This is a genomic window from uncultured Tateyamaria sp., assembly GCF_947488715.1.
Taxonomy (GTDB): domain Bacteria; phylum Pseudomonadota; class Alphaproteobacteria; order Rhodobacterales; family Rhodobacteraceae; genus Tateyamaria.
The window spans coordinates 171,543-189,019 of sequence record NZ_CANLAG010000007.1; the positions used below are offsets into that span (position 1 = coordinate 171,543).

General features: G+C 62.8%; 21 protein-coding genes. 10 read left to right on the top strand and 11 right to left on the bottom strand.

The features are described from left to right. The first annotated feature begins 15 nt into the window (after positions 1 to 15). Positions 16 to 504: a hypothetical protein gene (locus tag Q0936_RS16350; protein WP_299297553.1), complete on the top strand. Its 489-nt coding sequence runs from the start codon at positions 16 to 18 to the stop codon at positions 502 to 504. Next, positions 504 to 896, top strand: a complete 393-nt coding sequence (locus Q0936_RS16355; protein WP_299378250.1) for a cell division protein ZapA — start codon at positions 504 to 506, stop codon at positions 894 to 896. Before Q0936_RS16350 ends, Q0936_RS16355 begins: the two co-directional genes overlap by 1 nt. Positions 897 to 999: 103 nt before the next feature. Here Q0936_RS16355 and grxD read toward each other — a convergent pair whose 3' ends face one another. From grxD to Q0936_RS16370, 3 genes are read right to left on the bottom strand one after another with little or no spacing between them, the layout of a single operon-like run. Continuing rightward, complete coding sequence (gene grxD, locus Q0936_RS16360) at positions 1,000 to 1,362, bottom strand: Grx4 family monothiol glutaredoxin (protein ID WP_299296430.1); 363 nt, start codon at positions 1,360 to 1,362, stop codon at positions 1,000 to 1,002. A gap of 1 nt (position 1,363) precedes the next feature. Then, the gene (locus tag Q0936_RS16365; protein ID WP_299296428.1) at positions 1,364 to 1,678 is read right to left on the bottom strand and encodes a hypothetical protein; all 315 of its coding nucleotides are present in this window, start codon (positions 1,676 to 1,678) and stop codon (positions 1,364 to 1,366) included. Then, positions 1,675 to 1,917 carry a BolA family transcriptional regulator gene (locus tag Q0936_RS16370; RefSeq protein ID WP_299296426.1) on the bottom strand — a complete coding sequence of 81 codons (243 nt, stop codon included), beginning with the start codon at positions 1,915 to 1,917 and terminating at the stop codon, positions 1,675 to 1,677. The genes Q0936_RS16365 and Q0936_RS16370 overlap by 4 nt, the downstream gene beginning before the upstream one ends. Positions 1,918 to 2,079: 162 nt before the next feature. On the opposite strand from Q0936_RS16370, the gene Q0936_RS16375 reads away from it, so the two are divergent. From Q0936_RS16375 to Q0936_RS16400, 6 genes are all read left to right on the top strand, one after another. Next, positions 2,080 to 3,048, top strand: a complete 969-nt coding sequence (locus Q0936_RS16375) for an XdhC family protein (RefSeq protein ID WP_299296424.1) — start codon at positions 2,080 to 2,082, stop codon at positions 3,046 to 3,048. Then, on the top strand, positions 3,045 to 4,043 hold the full coding sequence (locus Q0936_RS16380; protein WP_299296422.1) for a molybdopterin-binding protein: 999 nt from the start codon (positions 3,045 to 3,047) through the stop codon (positions 4,041 to 4,043). Before Q0936_RS16375 ends, Q0936_RS16380 begins: the two co-directional genes overlap by 4 nt. A 109-nt stretch (positions 4,044 to 4,152) precedes the next feature. Beyond that, positions 4,153 to 4,638, top strand: coding sequence for a (2Fe-2S)-binding protein (locus Q0936_RS16385; RefSeq protein ID WP_299145138.1), 486 nt, complete (start codon positions 4,153 to 4,155; stop codon positions 4,636 to 4,638). Between the two features lie 100 nt (positions 4,639 to 4,738). Further along, the gene (locus tag Q0936_RS16390) at positions 4,739 to 7,102 is read left to right on the top strand and encodes a xanthine dehydrogenase family protein molybdopterin-binding subunit (protein ID WP_299296420.1); all 2,364 of its coding nucleotides are present in this window, start codon (positions 4,739 to 4,741) and stop codon (positions 7,100 to 7,102) included. Between the two features lie 94 nt (positions 7,103 to 7,196). Next, positions 7,197 to 7,985, top strand: coding sequence for a xanthine dehydrogenase family protein subunit M (locus tag Q0936_RS16395; protein WP_299296418.1), 789 nt, complete (start codon positions 7,197 to 7,199; stop codon positions 7,983 to 7,985). Between the two features lie 66 nt (positions 7,986 to 8,051). Further along, positions 8,052 to 8,414 carry a RidA family protein gene (locus tag Q0936_RS16400; RefSeq protein WP_299296416.1) on the top strand — a complete coding sequence of 121 codons (363 nt, stop codon included), beginning with the start codon at positions 8,052 to 8,054 and terminating at the stop codon, positions 8,412 to 8,414. Between the two features lie 4 nt (positions 8,415 to 8,418). Here Q0936_RS16400 and Q0936_RS16405 read toward each other — a convergent pair whose 3' ends face one another. Beyond that, entirely contained in the window at positions 8,419 to 9,168 is a 750-nt protein-coding gene (locus Q0936_RS16405) for an SDR family oxidoreductase (protein WP_299296414.1), read from the bottom strand. A 355-nt stretch (positions 9,169 to 9,523) separates the two neighbouring features. Next, a complete protein-coding gene (gene infC / locus Q0936_RS16410) occupies positions 9,524 to 10,075 on the bottom strand; it encodes a translation initiation factor IF-3 (RefSeq protein ID WP_299145251.1) in 552 nt (183 codons plus the stop codon). Between the two features lie 199 nt (positions 10,076 to 10,274). On the opposite strand from infC, the gene Q0936_RS16415 reads away from it, so the two are divergent. Then, positions 10,275 to 11,207 (top strand): translation initiation factor 3, encoded by a 933-nt coding sequence (locus Q0936_RS16415; protein WP_299296411.1) that lies wholly within the window; start codon positions 10,275 to 10,277, stop codon positions 11,205 to 11,207. Positions 11,208 to 11,310: 103 nt separating this feature from the next. Here Q0936_RS16415 and Q0936_RS16420 read toward each other — a convergent pair whose 3' ends face one another. The 6 genes from Q0936_RS16420 to cysG form a co-directional block, all read right to left on the bottom strand. Next, positions 11,311 to 12,162 carry a ferredoxin--NADP reductase gene (locus tag Q0936_RS16420; protein WP_299296390.1) on the bottom strand — a complete coding sequence of 284 codons (852 nt, stop codon included), beginning with the start codon at positions 12,160 to 12,162 and terminating at the stop codon, positions 11,311 to 11,313. Between the two features lie 117 nt (positions 12,163 to 12,279). Beyond that, positions 12,280 to 12,690, bottom strand: coding sequence for a DUF934 domain-containing protein (locus tag Q0936_RS16425; RefSeq protein ID WP_299145152.1), 411 nt, complete (start codon positions 12,688 to 12,690; stop codon positions 12,280 to 12,282). Next, on the bottom strand, positions 12,687 to 13,418 hold the full coding sequence (locus Q0936_RS16430; RefSeq protein WP_299296388.1) for a phosphoadenylyl-sulfate reductase: 732 nt from the start codon (positions 13,416 to 13,418) through the stop codon (positions 12,687 to 12,689). The genes Q0936_RS16425 and Q0936_RS16430 overlap by 4 nt, the downstream gene beginning before the upstream one ends. A gap of 27 nt (positions 13,419 to 13,445) precedes the next feature. Next, positions 13,446 to 15,110 carry a nitrite/sulfite reductase gene (locus Q0936_RS16435; RefSeq protein ID WP_299296385.1) on the bottom strand — a complete coding sequence of 555 codons (1,665 nt, stop codon included), beginning with the start codon at positions 15,108 to 15,110 and terminating at the stop codon, positions 13,446 to 13,448. Next, positions 15,110 to 15,433, bottom strand: coding sequence for a DUF2849 domain-containing protein (locus Q0936_RS16440; protein WP_299145158.1), 324 nt, complete (start codon positions 15,431 to 15,433; stop codon positions 15,110 to 15,112). Before Q0936_RS16440 ends, Q0936_RS16435 begins: the two co-directional genes overlap by 1 nt. Continuing rightward, positions 15,433 to 16,848, bottom strand: a complete 1,416-nt coding sequence (cysG, locus tag Q0936_RS16445) for a siroheme synthase CysG (protein ID WP_299298359.1) — start codon at positions 16,846 to 16,848, stop codon at positions 15,433 to 15,435. The genes Q0936_RS16440 and cysG overlap by 1 nt, the downstream gene beginning before the upstream one ends. Before the next feature lie 140 nt (positions 16,849 to 16,988). Between cysG and Q0936_RS16450 the strand changes: the two genes are divergently transcribed. Further along, entirely contained in the window at positions 16,989 to 17,456 is a 468-nt protein-coding gene (locus Q0936_RS16450; RefSeq protein WP_299145163.1) for an Lrp/AsnC family transcriptional regulator, read from the top strand. Positions 17,457 to 17,477 lie beyond the last annotated feature (21 nt).

A 17,477-nucleotide genomic window follows, 5' to 3' on the forward strand; every position in this document is an offset into this window, starting at 1 on the left:
GGGACAGGCACGGGGATGAGCGACTTAGACACCCTTCAACAGCGGCTGACAGCGGCCATGGACCGGATTGCAACCGGTCTGGGCACGATGGAAGCATCGGGCGGCGCAGACGTGACGACACTCGAAGCGGCACTGGAGGACGAGAAACTGGCCAATGCGCAACTGTCTGAACGGGTGCGCAAACTGTCAGAGCGGCAGGAAAGCGCCGCCGCAGAGGCCAAGGCCCAGGCGGACGCCGCGCAATCCCGCGTGGCCGATCTGGATCTCGAATTGCAACGGCTCCGCCAGGCCAACGAACAACTGCGCGCGTCGAACGCGGCCCTGCGCAGTGCCAACGAAGAAGGCGTGGGCGAGCCGCACCTGATCAACAAGGCAATGATGGCCGAACTGGAGGCGTTGCGGGCGGCACGTGCTGCTGACGTCGCCGAAGCCTCCAGCATCATCGGCGCGCTGACGCCGCTTCTGGATCAACTGGACGCGCCCGAAGAAGAGGAGGAGGCCTGATGCCCGAAGTGACCGTGAACATCGGTGGGCGGCAATTCGCCGTGGCCTGCCAGGCGGGCGAGGAAAGTTATCTGCACGCGGCGGCCAAGATGCTGGACGACGAAGCACAGGTGCTGGCCGATCAGGCCGGGCGTATGCCCGAGGCGCGGATGCTGCTGATGGCCGGGCTGATGCTGGCCGACAAGACGGCAAGCGTCGAGGACAAGATTTCCGAGGTGCAGGCCCAATTGGCCGAGCGCGAGGCGGAACTGGAAGGGCTGCGCACCATGGGCGCGCCAGAGCCGGAGCGGATCGAGGTGCCTGTGGTGCCGGAGGCGGTAACGGACACGCTGGCCGAATTGGCCGCGCGTGCGGAAGCGCTGGCCGCCGATGTCGAGGAAAAAGCGGGCTAATCACCGCCTGCCACCAAGCTGTGACCAAAAGGAAAGGCGCGCCCTGATCGGGCGCGCCTTACGCTATTGTGGAATAGCGCACGTGTCCGTGCGCCCGCCCGGCTTAGCCGTTGGCTTCGCGGATTTTGTCGGCGGCGTCCTTGTCATAGGTCACGTCATTTTCGTCAAAGAGTGTGTCCAACTCGCCCGACAGGGTCATTTCGGTGATGATATCGCAGCCGCCGACGAACTCGCCTTTGACGTAAAGCTGGGGGATCGTGGGCCAGTCGGAGAAATCCTTGATCCCGTGGCGGATTTCTTCGTCCGCCAGCACGTTCACGTCGGCAAAATCCACGCCCATGTAATTCAGCACGCCTGCCACACGGCTGGAAAAGCCGCATTGCGGCATCGACTTTGTGCCTTTCATGAACAGGACCACGTTGTTGGCCTGAATGGTTTCGGAGATGCGTGCGTTGGCGTCGCTCATGTCAATCTTCTTTCTTGTTGTAGGCGCGGTGGTACCGCGCGGCATAGGTTTCGTCCTCGGGCATCGGGTCGATAAGGGTGCTGGCCCCGGACAACCCACTGAGGGTCCGGTCCTGCCCGTTGCGCGGCAGTGTCACGCGTTCCAGCGCGTCGTTTTTGCGGTTCACCCGGTCGACCAGTGCCAGATCCGTCGCTTCCATGCCCAGGGGCACGGCGTGCTCTTGGCCCATGGTCTGGCGATCCGGGCGGCGCGCGGCCAGCGGCCTGCGCGGCCCACGCCGGAAGGGCGCAGAGAGGATCCGGCATAGCTGGTTCATGCAGGCGCCTTGGTGGTCAGGGCCAGTGCGTGCAATTCGCCGTGGCTGCCGTCCATCTTGCCCTTGAGCGCCTTGGTCACGGCGCGGTGTTGTTGCACGCGGTTCATTCCGGCAAAGGACGCGTCCACAACCTCGGCCGAGTAGTGATTTCCGTCACCGGCCAGGTCTGTGATGGTGATCTTGGCATCGGGAAAGCTCTCGCGGATCAGATCCTCGATTTCCTGGGCTTGCATGGGCATGAATGGCATCTCCGGCTGTCTCGCCCCAGATGTAAGGCGCAGGGTGCAGGGGCGCAAGCACTTGCGGTGCGGCTGGTCTGTGCATGGCCGGGGCTTGTGTCCCGCAACGGGCTGGCGATACGGTTGGTGCCGGGCCAACAGGCGCAACGAAAGGCACAAGGTATGACCAGTTTGGATGACGCGCCGGAGCAGGCGTTGGCATGGGTGCAGGCGGGGCAGGGCGCGGCCCTCGCAACGGTTGTGCAGACCTGGGGCAGTGCGCCGCGCCGCGCCGGTGCGCAATTGGTCGTGTCAGGCGCAGGCGACATGATGGGGTCGGTGTCCGGCGGTTGTGTCGAAGGCGCAGTGGTGGTCGAGGCGATGGAGGCCATCGAAGACGGTCAGCCACGCCTGTTGGAATTTGGTGTCAGCGATGATGATGCCTTTGCCGTTGGGCTGGCCTGTGGTGGTACGATCAAGGTGCTGGTTGAACCCGTCGGGCCCGCCATGCCTCTTGATCTGTTGGATAAACTCGTGGCCGCACGCGCGGCACGCACCCCGGTTGCCTATGTGGTTGATCTGGAAAACTGGGAACGGCGGTTGGACGAAAGCGGGCATGCTGCACGCTTTGCCAGCGACCGCACGGGCGTCGAAGAGGACACCCGCACCTTTGTCGCGATCCACAACCCGCCGTTGCGTCTGGTGATTGTGGGCGCGGTGCATATCGCGCAGGCCCTCGTGCCGATGGCGCGTATTGCGGGTTACGACCCCGTGATCATCGACCCGCGCGAGGCCTTTGGGTCGCAGGCCCGGTTCCCTGGCGAACGGGTGATCAACGATTGGCCAGATGCGGCATTGGCAGAGGTCGGCGTGGACACGCGCACTGCGCTGGTGCTGCTCACCCATGACCCGAAACTGGATGACCCGGCACTGCACGTGGCGCTGAACTCCGGCGCGTTCTACATCGGTGCGCTGGGGTCGACCCGCACCCATGCCAAGCGGGTCGCGCGGCTTGAGGATGCAGGCTTTGATACAAGCGCCATTGCGCGCATTGCAGGGCCTGTCGGCCTCGACATTGGCGCGGCCAGCCCGCCCGAGATTGCGGTGTCGATCCTGGCGCAGATGATACAGCGCCTCAGGCGTCCAACATGATCTTTGGCTCTGTGCCGATACGGTCGGCCACCGGTGCAATCCTGGCGCATTCGATGCCGTCCTCAACCGGGCGCGTGCCCAAAGGCACAGTGCTGACGCCCGCCCACGTGGAAGATCTTGAAGCGGCCGGGCACCACACCCTCGTGGTTGCGCGCCTTGAGACCGGCGATACCGAAGAAAACGCCGCGGCATCTGCGCTGGCCGACGCAATTGTCGTGGATGAAAAAGAACAGGGCCTGCGCATCGCGCCAGCCGGTGCGGGCCGCGTTAACCTCTATGCAACAGGTCCGGGCGTGGTTCAGGTGGACGCAAGCGCGGTGGCCGCGCTGAACGCGGTCGATCCCATGATCACACTTGCCACCGTCCCGCAATTTCACCGCGTGGACGCAGGCACGATGGTCGCAACGATCAAAATCATCTCATACGCAGTGCCGCAAACCCATCTGGACCGCGCCTGCGCCGTGGCCAGCAGCGCCTTGTCCGTAGCGCGGCCCACGGTCAAAACCGCCACGTTGATCGAAACCCGCGTCGGCGCAGACACACCGCCGGGCAAAGGCCGTGCCGCGATGACGGGCCGCCTGGACCGCCTTGAGATCACACTGGATGACCGCTGCGTGGTGGCGCATGAAACGGATGCACTCGCGGGCGCCATTCGGAAGGCGCAGGGTGAGATGATCCTGATCCTGACGGCCTCCGCGACATCCGACATCTGCGATGTGGCACCAGAGGCGCTCAGACAGGCGGGCGGCACGGTAACGGCCTACGGTATGCCGGTTGATCCCGGCAATCTGCTGTTTTTCGGCACACTATCGGGGCGACCTGTGATCGGACTGCCGGGCTGCGCCCGCTCGCCCGCACTCAACGGGGCGGACTGGGTGCTTGAGCGGCTCGCTTGCGGGATCGCAATGGTACAAGGCGACATCTCGGCCATGGGGGTGGGTGGCCTGCTCAAGGAAATTCCCACACGGCCCCGCCCGCGCAGCACCGGCCCCTAAACATCTGCACGATCTTGCGATTTCCGGGGACACACAAAGTTTTCTGTTCTCAACGGCCAATCGCCATGCTTAACTCCCTCTAAACAAGAATGCCAAAAGGGAGGATGCCATGGCACAGGTCACCATGACCGTGAACGGAAAAGCTGCGTCTGGTGAAGTCGAGGGGCGCACGCTGTTGTCGTCTTTCCTTCGGGATGAGCTGAAACTGACCGGCACACATGTGGGTTGCGACACGTCACAATGCGGGGCCTGCGTGGTCCACGTGGACGGTGTCGCGGTCAAAAGCTGCACAATGCTCGCGGCCGAGGCCGATGGCGCGGATGTTGCCACGATCGAAGGCCAAGCCAACGCAGACGGCTCGCTCAATGTGATCCAACAGGCGTTCCAGGACCACCACGGCCTGCAATGCGGCTTTTGCACGCCGGGCATGGTGATGTCGGCGGCGGCGCTGCTCAAGGACAACCCGAAACCGTCCGAAAGCGACGTGCGGGAATATCTTGAGGGCAACATCTGCCGCTGCACCGGCTACCATAACATCGTCAAAGCGATCATGGCCGCATCCGGTCAGGACGTCGGCGCCATCGCCGCAGAATAGTAAAGGTGCGCGCAAACGCACACCCTACGGCGGCAGGGCACAGGTCCACACCGTAGGGTGCGCATTCATTGCGCACCGCCACATCAGGGAGGAATGAACTATGCCAAAAGACGGAGGCATCGGCGCCAGCAGCAAGCGGCGCGAGGACGTACGGTTTCTGACCGGCGTTGGAAACTATACCGACGACATCAACCTGCACGGTCAGGCGCATGTGTTTTTCCTGCGCTCTGACGTTGCACATGGCACGCTCACCAGTGTCGACACCAGCGCGGCCGAGGGCATGCCCGGCGTGGTCAAGGTCTTCACCGGCGCGGATTTCGAGGGCGTAGGCTCCATTCCCTGCGGCTGGCAGGTGACCGACAAACACGGCGAACCCATGCAGGAACCGGCACACCCCGTGCTGGCGCAGGGCAAGGTCCGCCATGTGGGCGAACCCATCGCCGCCGTGGTCGCCGAGACCTTGGCCCAGGCCCGTGACGCCGCCGAGGCGATCAACGTGGACATCGCCGAACTGCCCGCCGTTGTGGACATGAAGGACGCGCTCAAGGACGGCGCGACCAAGGTGCATGACGATTTGAACAATAACCTCTGCTACGACTGGGGCTTTGTTGAGGAAAACAAGGCCGCCACCGACAAGGCATTCGAGGACGCGGCCCATGTGACCACGCTTGAGTTGATCAACAACCGCCTCGTCGCCAACCCGATGGAGCCGCGCGTGGCGGTGGGTGACTATGCCCGTGGCACGGATGAGCACACGCTTTATACCACGTCGCAGAACCCGCATGTGATCCGCCTGTTGATGGGTGCGTTTGTTCTGGGCATCCCGGAACACAAGCTGCGCGTCGTGGCCCCCGATGTGGGCGGTGGGTTCGGCACCAAGATCTTCCACTATCAAGAGGAAGCGTTCTGTACCTTTGCCGCCAAGGCCTGCAACCGTCCGGTCAAGTGGACGTCGTCCCGGTCCGAGGCGTTCATCTCGGACGCCCATGGCCGCGACCACGTGACCAAGATCGAGCTGGCGCTGGATGCGGACAACAACTTTACCGCGCTGCGCACGGAAACCCATGCCAACATGGGTGCCTATCTGTCGACCTTTGCGCCGTCGGTGCCCACATGGCTGCACGGCACGCTGATGGCCGGGAACTACAAAACCCCGCTGATCTATGTGAACGTCAAGGCCGTGTTCACCAACACGGTGCCGGTCGATGCCTATCGCGGCGCAGGCCGCCCCGAGGCGACGTTCCAGCTGGAGCGTGTGGTGGACAAGGCCGCGCGCGAATTGGGTGTGGATCCCATCGCGCTGCGTCGTCAGAACTTCATCACCGAATTCCCCTATGCCACGCCTGTGGCGGTCGAGTACGACACCGGGGATTATCACGCGACCATGGACAAGCTCGAAGAGATGGGCGATTTCGCCGGTTTCGCCGCGCGCCGTGCCGAAAGCGAGAAAAACGGCAAGCTGCGCGGGCTGGGCGTGAACTGTTATATTGAGGCCTGCGGCATCGCGCCGTCGAACCTCGTGGGGCAGTTGGGCGCGCGTGCTGGTTTGTATGAGAGCGCCACCGTGCGGGTGAATGCCACCGGGGGCCTCGTTGTAATGACCGGCTCGCATTCCCACGGGCAGGGGCACGAGACGTCCTTTGCCCAGGTGGTGGCCGAAATGATCGGCATTGATGAGAGCATGATCGAGATCGTGCACGGCGATACGTCCAAAGTACCCATGGGCATGGGCACCTATGGCTCGCGGTCGATTGCGGTCGGCGGCTCGGCCATGGTCCGTGCGACGGAAAAGATCATCAACAAGGCCAAGAAGATCGCGTCCCATTTGCTCGAAGCATCCGAGACGGATATCGAGCTGAAGGACGGCGCGTTCTCGGTTGCGGGCACGGACAAGTCCGTGGCCTGGGGGGATGTGACCCTCGCCGCTTACGTGCCGCACAACTATCCGCTCGAGGATATCGAGCCGGGGCTGGAAGAGACGGCCTTCTATGATCCGTCGAATTTCACATACCCGTCAGGGGCTTACGCCTGTGAAGTTGAAGTGGACCCCGACACCGGCAAGGTCAGTATCGAACGCTTTGCGGCCGCAGATGACTTTGGCAACATCATCAATCCGATGATTGTGACGGGTCAGGTCCATGGCGGTCTGGCGCAGGGGATCGGGCAGGCGCTGCTTGAGAACTGTGCCTATGACGAGAACGGCCAGTTGCTGAGCGCGTCCTACATGGACTATGCGATGCCGCGTGCTGATGACCTGCCGATGTTCTCGGTGGATCATTCCTGCCAGACGCCGTGCACCCACAACCCGCTCGGGGTCAAGGGCTGCGGCGAGGCCGGTGCCATCGGATCGCCGCCTGCGGTGGTGAATGCGGTGGTCGATGCGCTGCAATCGGCGGGCAAGGATGTGACCCATGTGGACATGCCCCTGTCGCCGGATCGTGTCTGGGCGGCGATGAACGGCTGAATGGAAAGGGCAGGACCGGGGGCCAGCCCCCGGACCCCCGGAGTTTATTTGGCAAGATGACAAGGATCATGTTGCCGAGAAGAAGGACCTGAAGATGTATAACTTCGAATTTGCAAAACCCAGTTCAGTTGCGGATGCAGTTGCGGCTCTGGGAGACGAGGACGCACAAGCGCTGGGAGGCGGGCAGACCCTGATCCCCACGCTCAAGCAGCGGTTGGCGAGCCCGACAAAGCTGGTGAGCCTCAAGGGCATTTCCGAGATGCAGGGTGTTTGCACGGGCGACGACGGTGCGCTGTGTATCGGTGGGGCCACGAGCCATGCCACCGTGGCAGCAGAGGCGGGGGCCTACCCGGCGCTGGCATCCACAGCGGCCCATATCGGGGATCCGGCGGTGCGCAACCGCGGGACCATCGGCGGCAGCCTGGCCAACAACGACCCCTCCGCCTGTTACCCGGCAGCAGCACTTGGATCAGGGGCCACCATCGTCACAAACAGCCGCGAGATTGCGGCCGACGACTATTTCCAGGGCATGTTCACCACCGCGTTGGATGAGGGCGAGATCATCACCGAGGTCCGGTTCCCCGTGCCAGAGGCCGCGAACTACCAGAAGTTCGTGCAACCTGCCTCGCGCTTTGCGCTGGTGGGCGTCTTTGTCGCGAAATATGCTGACGGCGTGCGCGTGGCCATCACCGGGGCCAGCAATGACGGCGTGTTCCGCTGGGCCGAGGCCGAGGCCGCGCTGTCCGCCAACTTCTCTGCGAATGCCATCGACGGATTGTCTCTGAGCGGCGATGACATGATCAACGATCTGCATGGCACCGGTGCCTACCGCGCGCATCTGTGTGCGGTAATGACCAAACGGGCGGTTGCTGCTGCCAGCTAACATCCCGAACAACGACGACGAAGGCCCGGATAATCTCTGGGCCTTTTGCATGAAACGGAGACGCACTTGCCATCCCCGATCCAACGCTGGCCTGCCCCGGTCGCCGGGCGCAGCTTGACCGTGACCCATGGCGGTCTGGTCTATGCTGTCGCCTATGATCCTGACGCGGCACAAGGCATCGCAGCACAGACCACAAATGCGCTGGCGTTCCTTGATGCGCGGCTCGCAGAGGCAGGCAGTGACAAATCCCGCCTGCTGCAAGTCACGATCTACCTACAGGACATGACAATGAAACCGCAGATGGATGCGGTCTGGACGCCGTGGATCGGCCCCGCTGCACATTGGCCACAGCGGGCGTGCATGGGGGCCGATATCGGCGACGGTGGCACCACGTTGATCGAGATCGTCGCCATTGCCGCACAAGCCTAGGGGCTCAGATCGACCCCGCTTCGACCATGAAATTGTTGGCCGTGCACATCGCAGCGTCATCCGAGGCCAGCCACAGCACCATCCGCGCAACATAGACGGGGTCAATCAGATCGGGCAGGCACTGGCGCGCGCGGTGCGCCTCCAGCGCCTCGGGTGTGGCCCACAGCTCCTTTTGCCGGTCCGTCATGATCCAGCCCGGCACGACCGTGTTCACGCGGATGCGGTGATCGCCCAGATCGCGCGCCATGGTGCGGGTCAGACCGTGCACCGCCGCCTTGGCCGTGGTGTAGGCCGGGAACCCGCCGCCTGCTTCCCACCAGGAGTTTGACCCGAGGTTCACGATTGATCCACCGCCGGCCTCCATCATGCCCGGTGCCACCGCTTGAATGGCAAAGAACATGTGGCGCAGGTTCGTCTGCATCCGCTCGTCCCAGTATTCCGGCGTCACCTCGCGCCAGTCATGGCGGTCGTCGCGCGCGGCATTGTTGACCAGAACGGTGAAGGGGCCGACCTCTTCGGCCAGCGTTGCGATGGCGCTGCGCGTCGCCTCGATGTCGCGCAGATCGCACAGGGCGTGGGCCGCACCTGTGGCCGCGCTCACCTCTGCGGAGGCATCCGCGTCCCGGTCTAGAAATCCGACCCGCGCACCTTGCTCGGCAAAGGCCTCGACCGTGAGACGCCCAATGCCTGAGGCCCCGCCGGTGATCAGAACAGATGCGCCATCAAGGCTGGGATATTTTGCAAATGCGGGCATGGGACCTCCTAGGGGCTGTGAGCGGTAACAGGCCCTTACTCTAGCGCGGCAGGGGCGGCGTCAAGGCGGCGCGGACCATCCGTCCCCGGTCATCACAGACGTGTCATTGTCACAGGCACACAGGCACACAGGCAGTTTTGTCTGCACGTGCTGACTGCGCAAAAAGAAGGGGCGCCGCATATGCAACGCCCTGACAAAACTTGCTGCGAAATCGGCTTAACCCTTGGCGGGCAGCGGTCCGATGAGCATGACCATCTGACGACCTTCTCAGCCCCCGCGCTTGCGGGGGCGTCACCCGGCAATCGTATTTCGTCAGAAATGCGATGAGAGGGTATCGGGGTCAGATGCGGGCGCGTTACCCCTTAGCGGGCAGGGGGCCGATCAGCATGACCATCTGGCGACCTTCCATCTTGGGAAAGTTCTCGACCTTGCCATGTTCCTTGGTGTCCTCGGCCACCCGCTCCAGCAGCTCGCGGCCAAGGTTCTGGTGCGCCATCTCGCGACCGCGGAACCGCAAAGTGACCTTCACCTTGTCGCCGTTTTCCAGGAACTTGAACACGTTCCGCATCTTGACGTCATAGTCATTGGTATCTGTGTTGGGCCGAAATTTGACCTCTTTGATCTCAATGACCTTCTGCTTCTTGCGGGCTTCGCTCTCGCGCTTTTGCTGCTCATATTTGAACTTGCCGAAATCCATGATCTTGCACACGGGCGGATTTGCGTTGGGCGAGATTTCGACCAGGTCCAGACCTGCATCCTCGGCCATGTCCATGGCGCGGGCCGGGGTGACAACGCCGACGTTTTCGCCGTCTGCGCCGATCAGGCGGATTTCGGAAGAGCGGATCTTGTCGTTGACGCGCGGGCCGGTGTCACGTTGAGGCGGCGCGTTGTGTGGTCTGCGAGCGATGGTGGTTGTCCTTGATTGTTGCGGAAATTTGAGGCCGGAAGGTAGACCTTGACCGGTGCATCTTCAACCCTCGAAATCGGCCATACTGCGCCGAAATCGCGGATTTTCCCCCTTGCACCTTTCTTTGTGGACGCGCATCTGACAGCCGGGAACTCAAGACGCATGTTGTGCGTTAGTCCAAAATCAAAGGGGACGTATCATGAAGAATCTGATCTGGATAATTGTTGCGGTTGTGATCGTGGGGGGCGGGTATCTGCTTTTCTCCGGCAAAACACCCCAAGAGGCTGTGACCGAGGCCGCTGAGGCCGTGAATGCGCCCGCCGCTCTGGAAAGCGCAAGCGACGCCGTGGGTGAGGCCGTTGAAGCAACCGAAGGCGCTGTTGAAGGTGCAGTTGAGGCGGCCACGGATGCGGCTGAGACGGCCGTAGAGGCCGTGACCGAAACTGCCGAAGAGGCCGTGGACGCTGCGGGTGATGCGGTTGATACGGCGGTTGATGCAGCTACGGACGCAGCACAATCGCTGGCCGAGACCGGTGGTGACGCAGTGGACGCGGCAACTGACGCAGCATCGGATGCTGTGGACGCAGTGGCCGACACCGCGACCGATGCAGTTGATGCTGTGACAGACACCGCTGATGCGGCTGCTGACACTGCGACAGACGCTGTTGAAGCGACCACAGACGCCGCTGCGGACGCCGCTGAGGCCGCGACAGAGACAGCCACTGATGCAGCCGAAGCCGTGACCGACACAGCGACGGACGCTGTGGAGGCCACAACAGACGCTGCTACGGACGCGACCGAAGCGGCAACGGATGCCGCCGAAGGCGCAACAGAGGCCGCAACTGATGCTGCCACTGAGACAGCTACGGAAACAGCGACTGAAACAGCCACCGAGGCCGTGGACGAAGCCGCAGACGTGGCTGCCGAAGGCACCGAAGCCGCCAGCACCGGCATCGCCGACCTGCTGACTGTGGACGGTTTCAACTTTGACAAGGTCGCCGAGATGATCGACGGCTCTGACATCGGTGCGTTGCAGAAAACCACGCTCAAGGCCGGCCTCCAGCAGGCAAAGGACAACCCTGAACTGCTCAAAGGTCTGCTCGATCAGGTCAAAGAGGCGATGGGTCTCTGATCCGTCACCGGGCGCACAACGCGCCCACCAACACGCAAAAGAAAACCGCGCCCCGGAGTGACCGGGGCGCGGTTTTTTCTTCGCTCCACATGTCGCAAACGCGTCAGTCGAGGAACGCTTTCTCCACCACGTAATGCGCAGGCTTGGAATTGGCGCCTTCTTCGAGGCCGTAGTCCTCGAACATGTCCTTGAGCTCCAGGTTGAACGCCAGATTGCCACAGATCATCGCGCGGTCCGTGTCAGGGTTCAATGGCGGCACACCCAGATCACTGAAAGCCTCGCCCGACTTCATCAGATCGGTGATGCGGCCCATCTTTGGGCTCTCTTCGCGGGTGGTGGTGGGGTAGTACTTGATCTTCTTCCAGAACCCGTCGCCGATCAGCTCGTTCAACAGCTCGTCCGACTTCAGATCCTCGATCAGCTTGGCACCGTATTCCAGCTCGCCCGCCTCGCGGCAGGTGTGGGTGATGATGACCTCGTCGTAATCCTCATAAGTCTGTGGCTCGCGCAAGAGCGACGCAAAAGGCGCAAACCCGGTGCCAGTGGCAAAGAACCACAACCGTTTGCCCGGCAACAGCGCATCATGCACCAAGGTGCCAACGGGCTTGGGGCGCAGGATGATCTCTTCGCCCACCTTGATGTGCTGCAACCGCGAGGTCAGCGGGCCGTCGGGCACCTTGATCGAATAGAACTCTAACTCTTCGTCCCAGCTGGGCGAGGCGATGGAATAGGCGCGCAGCAGCGGCTTTTGCTTGCCGGTTTCGGGGTGCGGTTCGCCCATCAGGCCGATCATCACAAATTCGCCCGACCGGAACCGCAACGACGCAGGCCGCGTCACGCGGAAGGAAAACAGACGGTCGGTCCAGTGCGTGACCTGCGTCACGGTCTGGGCATCGGGCAGGGCGGGTGTCGCCTTCACGGCGCTGGCTTGGTTCACGGGTGTTTGCTCGGTCATGGGTGTGTCAACGCAGGTTTACACCTGCGCCTCTCGATTTGGGAAGGGTTTTGTAACGGGATAAGCGCGCGAATGGTCGCGCGCCTTGATCTGTATCAGGTGCGCAGGCGCACCACCTTAGTGATTGGACGCGCCACGCAGCCGCGACTGATAGTCATGGGCCTGCCAGTCTGCGCGGAAAACCCACTGGTCCTCGGGTTGACGTGCCGCGAGGGCCTGGCTGATCTCGACCTCGTCGAAACCGGCGCGGCGGGCCATGGCATATTGATCAGAGATCACGTGGCCCCTTGCGCGCAAACGCCCCTGATAGCCGCGCAGGCGCAACATCCGGGCGATGGTAAACCCGCGCCCGTCGGCAAAGCTGGGAAAATCCACGCGAATGATGTCCGCGTTCAGCGGGATCTGATCCGGGTCCGCATCACTGGGCACATCCAGGGCCGCAGCATCATTGGCCGCCTCGCCCAGAGGGGCATAGCCGCCGTCCCAAGTGTCCGGGCCAAAGCCCTGATCTGTCACAACAATTGTCATTTGCTTTCTCCTACGCGCACCATTTTGCCGTTCACAAAATGGATGCCACATTCGTCCTTGTTCGTATCGCGCCAGCGTCCGGCGCGGGGGTCTTCGCCTTCAGCCACCGGTGAGGTGCAGGGCGCGCAGCCGATGCTGGGATAGCCCTGCGCCACCAGCGGATGCCGGGGCAGGCGGTTCTCGTCCATGTAATCGCGCACATCCTGCGGCGCCCAGCGGGCCAGCGGGTTGACCTTGATCCGGCCCGTGTCGTCTTCAACCTCAAAGAACTCGAGGCGCGCGCGTGTGCCGGATTGGTAGCGTTTGCGCCCCGTCATCCAGCCGCCGTAAGGCGCAAGTGCGCGTTGCAGCGGTACGGTCTTGCGCAGCGCACAGCACGCATCGGTATCCCGTTGGTGTAATGTGCCGTCCGGGTCATGCGCTGCAATGTCATCCGCACGGATCACGGTCACGTTTTCCAGCCGCAGCCGTTCAGCCACGTCCTGCTGGTACACCAGCGTCTCGGCAAAGAGCATTTCGGTGTCGATAAAGATCACCGGCACGTCCCGCTTTACCATCGCCGCCAGATGCAGCAGCACCACCGATTCCGCCCCAAAGCTGGACACCAATGCGATGTCCGGCACGGCCTCAAAGGCCGCGCGCAGCACATCCGTGGCGCCGTGATGGGTCAGTTTCGCGTTCAGCGCGCTGACCATCACCTGCGCCTCGGGCTGTGTTGGGCCGTGCATATTTGGGGAACAATGAAGCATCAGAGCCTATTCCGCGGCGACCTTGGTTTCGGGGTAGAGGGCCGCCTTGAAGGGGGCGAGGCCCGTGCGGCGATACGTGTCGATGAACGCCTCGTCTACGTCGCTGCGCAGGTCGAGATAGGTGTCCACGATCCGTTCCACCGCAGGCACGATGTCATCCGCCGAGAAGCCGGGGCCGACGCGGTCGCCCACTTTGGCGGCTTCGGTGTGATCGCCGCCCAGGGTGATCTGGTAGTTTTCGACGCCCGCGCGGTCGAGGCCCAGGATCCCGATGTGGCCCACATGGTGGTGGCCACAGGCGTTGATGCAGCCCGAGATCTTGATCTTGAGGTTGCCGATCTCGTGCTCGCGCTTGAGGTCGTCAAAGGCGGTGGCGATCTCTTGGGCGATCGGGATCGAGCGGGCCGTGGCCAGCGCGCAATAGTCCATGCCGGGGCAGGCGATGATGTCGCTGATCAAGCCGATATTGGCGGTGGCGAGGTCCGCATCCTTGAGGCGCGCGTGCAGGGCGGGCAGATCGGACACATGCACATGGGGCAGGATCACGTTCTGTTCGTGGCTGATGCGCAATTCGTCGTGGCCGTAGTCTTGCGCCAGATCGGCCATCAGGCGCATCTGGTCCGCGCTGGCGTCACCGGGTGTGGCCCCGTGTTTCTTGAGCGAGATCGACACGATCTTGTATCCCGGCGCCTTGTGGGCGGTCAGGTTGGTGTCGGCCCAGCTGCGGAAAACGGGGTCGTTGTGATAGGCGTCCTTGAACGGTGCCTCGGACGCGGTCTTGAACGCGGGTGCGGCGAAGTGGTCTTCGATCTCGCGCAGCATCTGGACATCCACGCCCGAGAAGGTCTTGCGGGTTTCCACAAACCGTTCTTCGACCAGGCGGCGGATTTCGTCGATGCCGTGCTCGTGCACGGTGATCTTGATGCGCGCCTTGTACTTGTTGTCGCGGCGGCCGATCTGGTTCCAGACGGACACAACGGCTTCGAGATATGGCAGCAGGTCTGCTTCGGGCAGGAAGTCGGTGATGACCTTGCCGATCATCGGCGTCCGGCCCAGGCCACCACCCACGATGATCTCGTAGCCGCGTTGCCCGTCACGGGTTACCATACGGATGCCGATGTCATGCGCCTTGGTCACGGCGCGGTCGTTGGGCGAGCCGGTGATGGCGATCTTGAACTTGCGGGGCATGAACTGGAACTCGGGGTGGTCGGTGGACCACTGGCGCATCAGCTCGGCCACGGGGCGCGGGTCGGCAATCTCGTCCGCTGCGGCCCCTGCGAAATGGTCGGCGGTCACGTTGCGGATCGTGTTGCCAGAGGTCTGGATGGCGTGCATGCCCACCTCTGCCAGCGCGTCCAGCATGTCGGGCACGTCCTTCAACTCTGGCCAGTTGTACTGGATGTTCTGGCGCGTGGTGAAGTGGCCATAACCCTTGTCCCAGCGCTCAGCGATCTCGGCCAGCTTGCGCATCTTGGCGCTGTCCAGCGTGCCATAAGGGATGGCCACGCGCAGCATATAGGCGTGCAGTTGCAGATAGAGACCGTTCATCAGGCGCAGCGGCTTGAACTCGTCCTCGGTCAGCGCACCGGAGATGCGACGCTCAACCTGGGCGCGGAACTGGCGGTTGCGTTCCGCCAGAAAGGCGGTGTCGAATTCGGAATAGCTATACATCAGGAAGCTTCCTCATATGCGCCCGTCGCAAAGTCCACTTGTTTGCCATGGGCATAGTTGCTGGGGCCTGTGGCCCGGAATGTTTCGCGGAAATGGGTGGGGGCGGGCACGCCGTCTGTCACGGCCACATCGGCCAGATAGGCGCCCACAACCACATCAACCTGCTGCGAGGCCTCGATCAGACGCAGATCGGCATCGGCCTCATCGGTCAACACCTCTGCGTCGGACAACTGGCGTGTCCAGCCATCCGTGGTTTGATAAATCACGTCGCCGGCCAACAGGTGATTGGCGGTGACCACTTTGGGGGTGAATGCCTTGGGCATCAGTGCGCCTCCTGAATCTGTTCGGGCATTTGGGGCATGGGGATCTCGGGAATGGCGGCAAGCGCCGCGCGCGGGGCCAGACCAATGAATGTCAGGGCAGGGCCGCCCAGACCGGCTTGGGTCAGTGTCGGCTCCATCTCAGCCACGGTGGTCGACAGGACCTGCTGATCCGCACGGCTGGCATTCTCCACAAAAGTCACCGGCGTGGCCGGATCGATCCCGTGCATCAGCAACCGTCCTTGAATAAAGCGGGCGGATTTCTTGCCCATATAGATCGCGGCAACCTCGCCAGGCTGTGCCAGTGCGCGCCAATCGTGATCGGCAAAGCCGCGTGTGTCGTGACCGGTCAGGAACCGCACCGAAGAGTTGCGGCCCCGACGCGTCAACGACTGACCAATAGAGGCAACGGCAGCAGAGGCCGCCGTAATACCCGGCACAATGTGATAATCAACACCCGCCTCGGTCACGGCCTCAATCTCCTCGTCCAGACGGCCAAACACAGTGGCGTCACCGGACTTCAGACGGACAACCTGGGCACCTTTGAGGCCATGCTCCACAATCAGATCGTTGATGACCTCCTGCGGGGTCGAGGGGCCAAAGGCCTCTTTGCCCACGTCCAGCATGGTCGCCTCGCGGCGGGCCAGTTCGAGGATTTCCTTGGAAATCAAGCGGTCGTAAATCACCACATCGGCCTCATCCAGCGCCTTGCGCGCCTTGAGGGTCAACAGTTCGGGATCACCGGGGCCCGCACCGACAAAGGCAACGTGACCCTTGCGCGTCTCGCGCAGCAGGTGATCGGCCAGCAGGTTGTCCAGCGCGGGCTGCACAGCCTCGACACTGTCCGCGACAGCCTTGGGGCCGGCATTGAAATAGTAGTCACGCCAGAAGTCCCGGCGCGCACGGCCAAAGGGCAGGGCGTCAGCCGCCTTGCGGAACGCTTTGCCAATCCGTGCCAGCGTGCCAAGCGACGTGGGCAGGCGTTCCTCGAGGTCGGCCTTGATGGCGCGGGCCAGCACGGGGGCGGCCCCTTCGGTGCCGATGGCGACGGTGACAGGGTCACGGTCCACAATGGCGGGGGTGATGAACTGGCTGTCGGCCAGATTGTCCACGATGTTGACCAGCGCGCCGTCCGCATGGGCGATGGCGGCGGTGCGCTTGTCCTCGGCGGCGTCCTCGTCTGCGGCATAGAACAGGGCCGCGCACATCGCATCGCCCGGCTCCATCGCGCGGTCGATCAGGCGCAGTTTGCCCTCGGCGGCCCAGATCTTGATCTGATCGTCCGCGTCAGGCGCAAAGACCGAGATATGCGCCGTGGTTTTCATCAGCAGGCGCAGTTTCGCCAGAGCGGCATCGCCGCCACCCGACAGAACAATCCGCCGTCCGGCAGTGTTCAGGAAGATGGGAAAATGGTTCATCTGTGCCTCGTTTCGTAAATTCTGACCCCCAATATAGGAAATTATCCCACTTTGACGCTAGACAGTGGCGCAGATAAGGATGATTGTTCCATCTCTTTGCAGGCGCAGAACGCCTGTTTCCCGAATTGGAGCGCTTTGGAATGTCTGTTCGCATTGATGACGTGGATCGCAAAATTCTGGCCGAGTTGCAGCGCGATGCCAGTCAGTCGCTGGACGATATTGCGCGTGCGGTGGGGTCCTCAAAGACGCCAGTGTGGAACCGGATTCGCAAGCTGCGCGAGGCGGGGGTGGTCGGTCAGCAGACCGTCGTGTTGGATGCCGAGGCGCTGGGGTTCGAGGCGTGCTTCTTTGTCCTCATCCGCACCTCCGAGCACGAGGCCGACTGGCAGGCGAAATTCCTGCAGGCCCTGCGCGACCGGGCCGAAGTGCAAGAGGCGCACCGTCTGGCGGGTGACATCGACTATATCCTCAAGGTGCGGGTGAAGAATGCCCGCGCCTATGACGCGTTCTACCAGGCGCTGATCTCGGAGGTGCGGGTGCACAACGTGACGGCGCTGCTGTCGATGGAAGAGATCAAGTCCACCACGATGCTCCCGCTGGAGACGTGATCCAATTGCGCGCTACCGCGC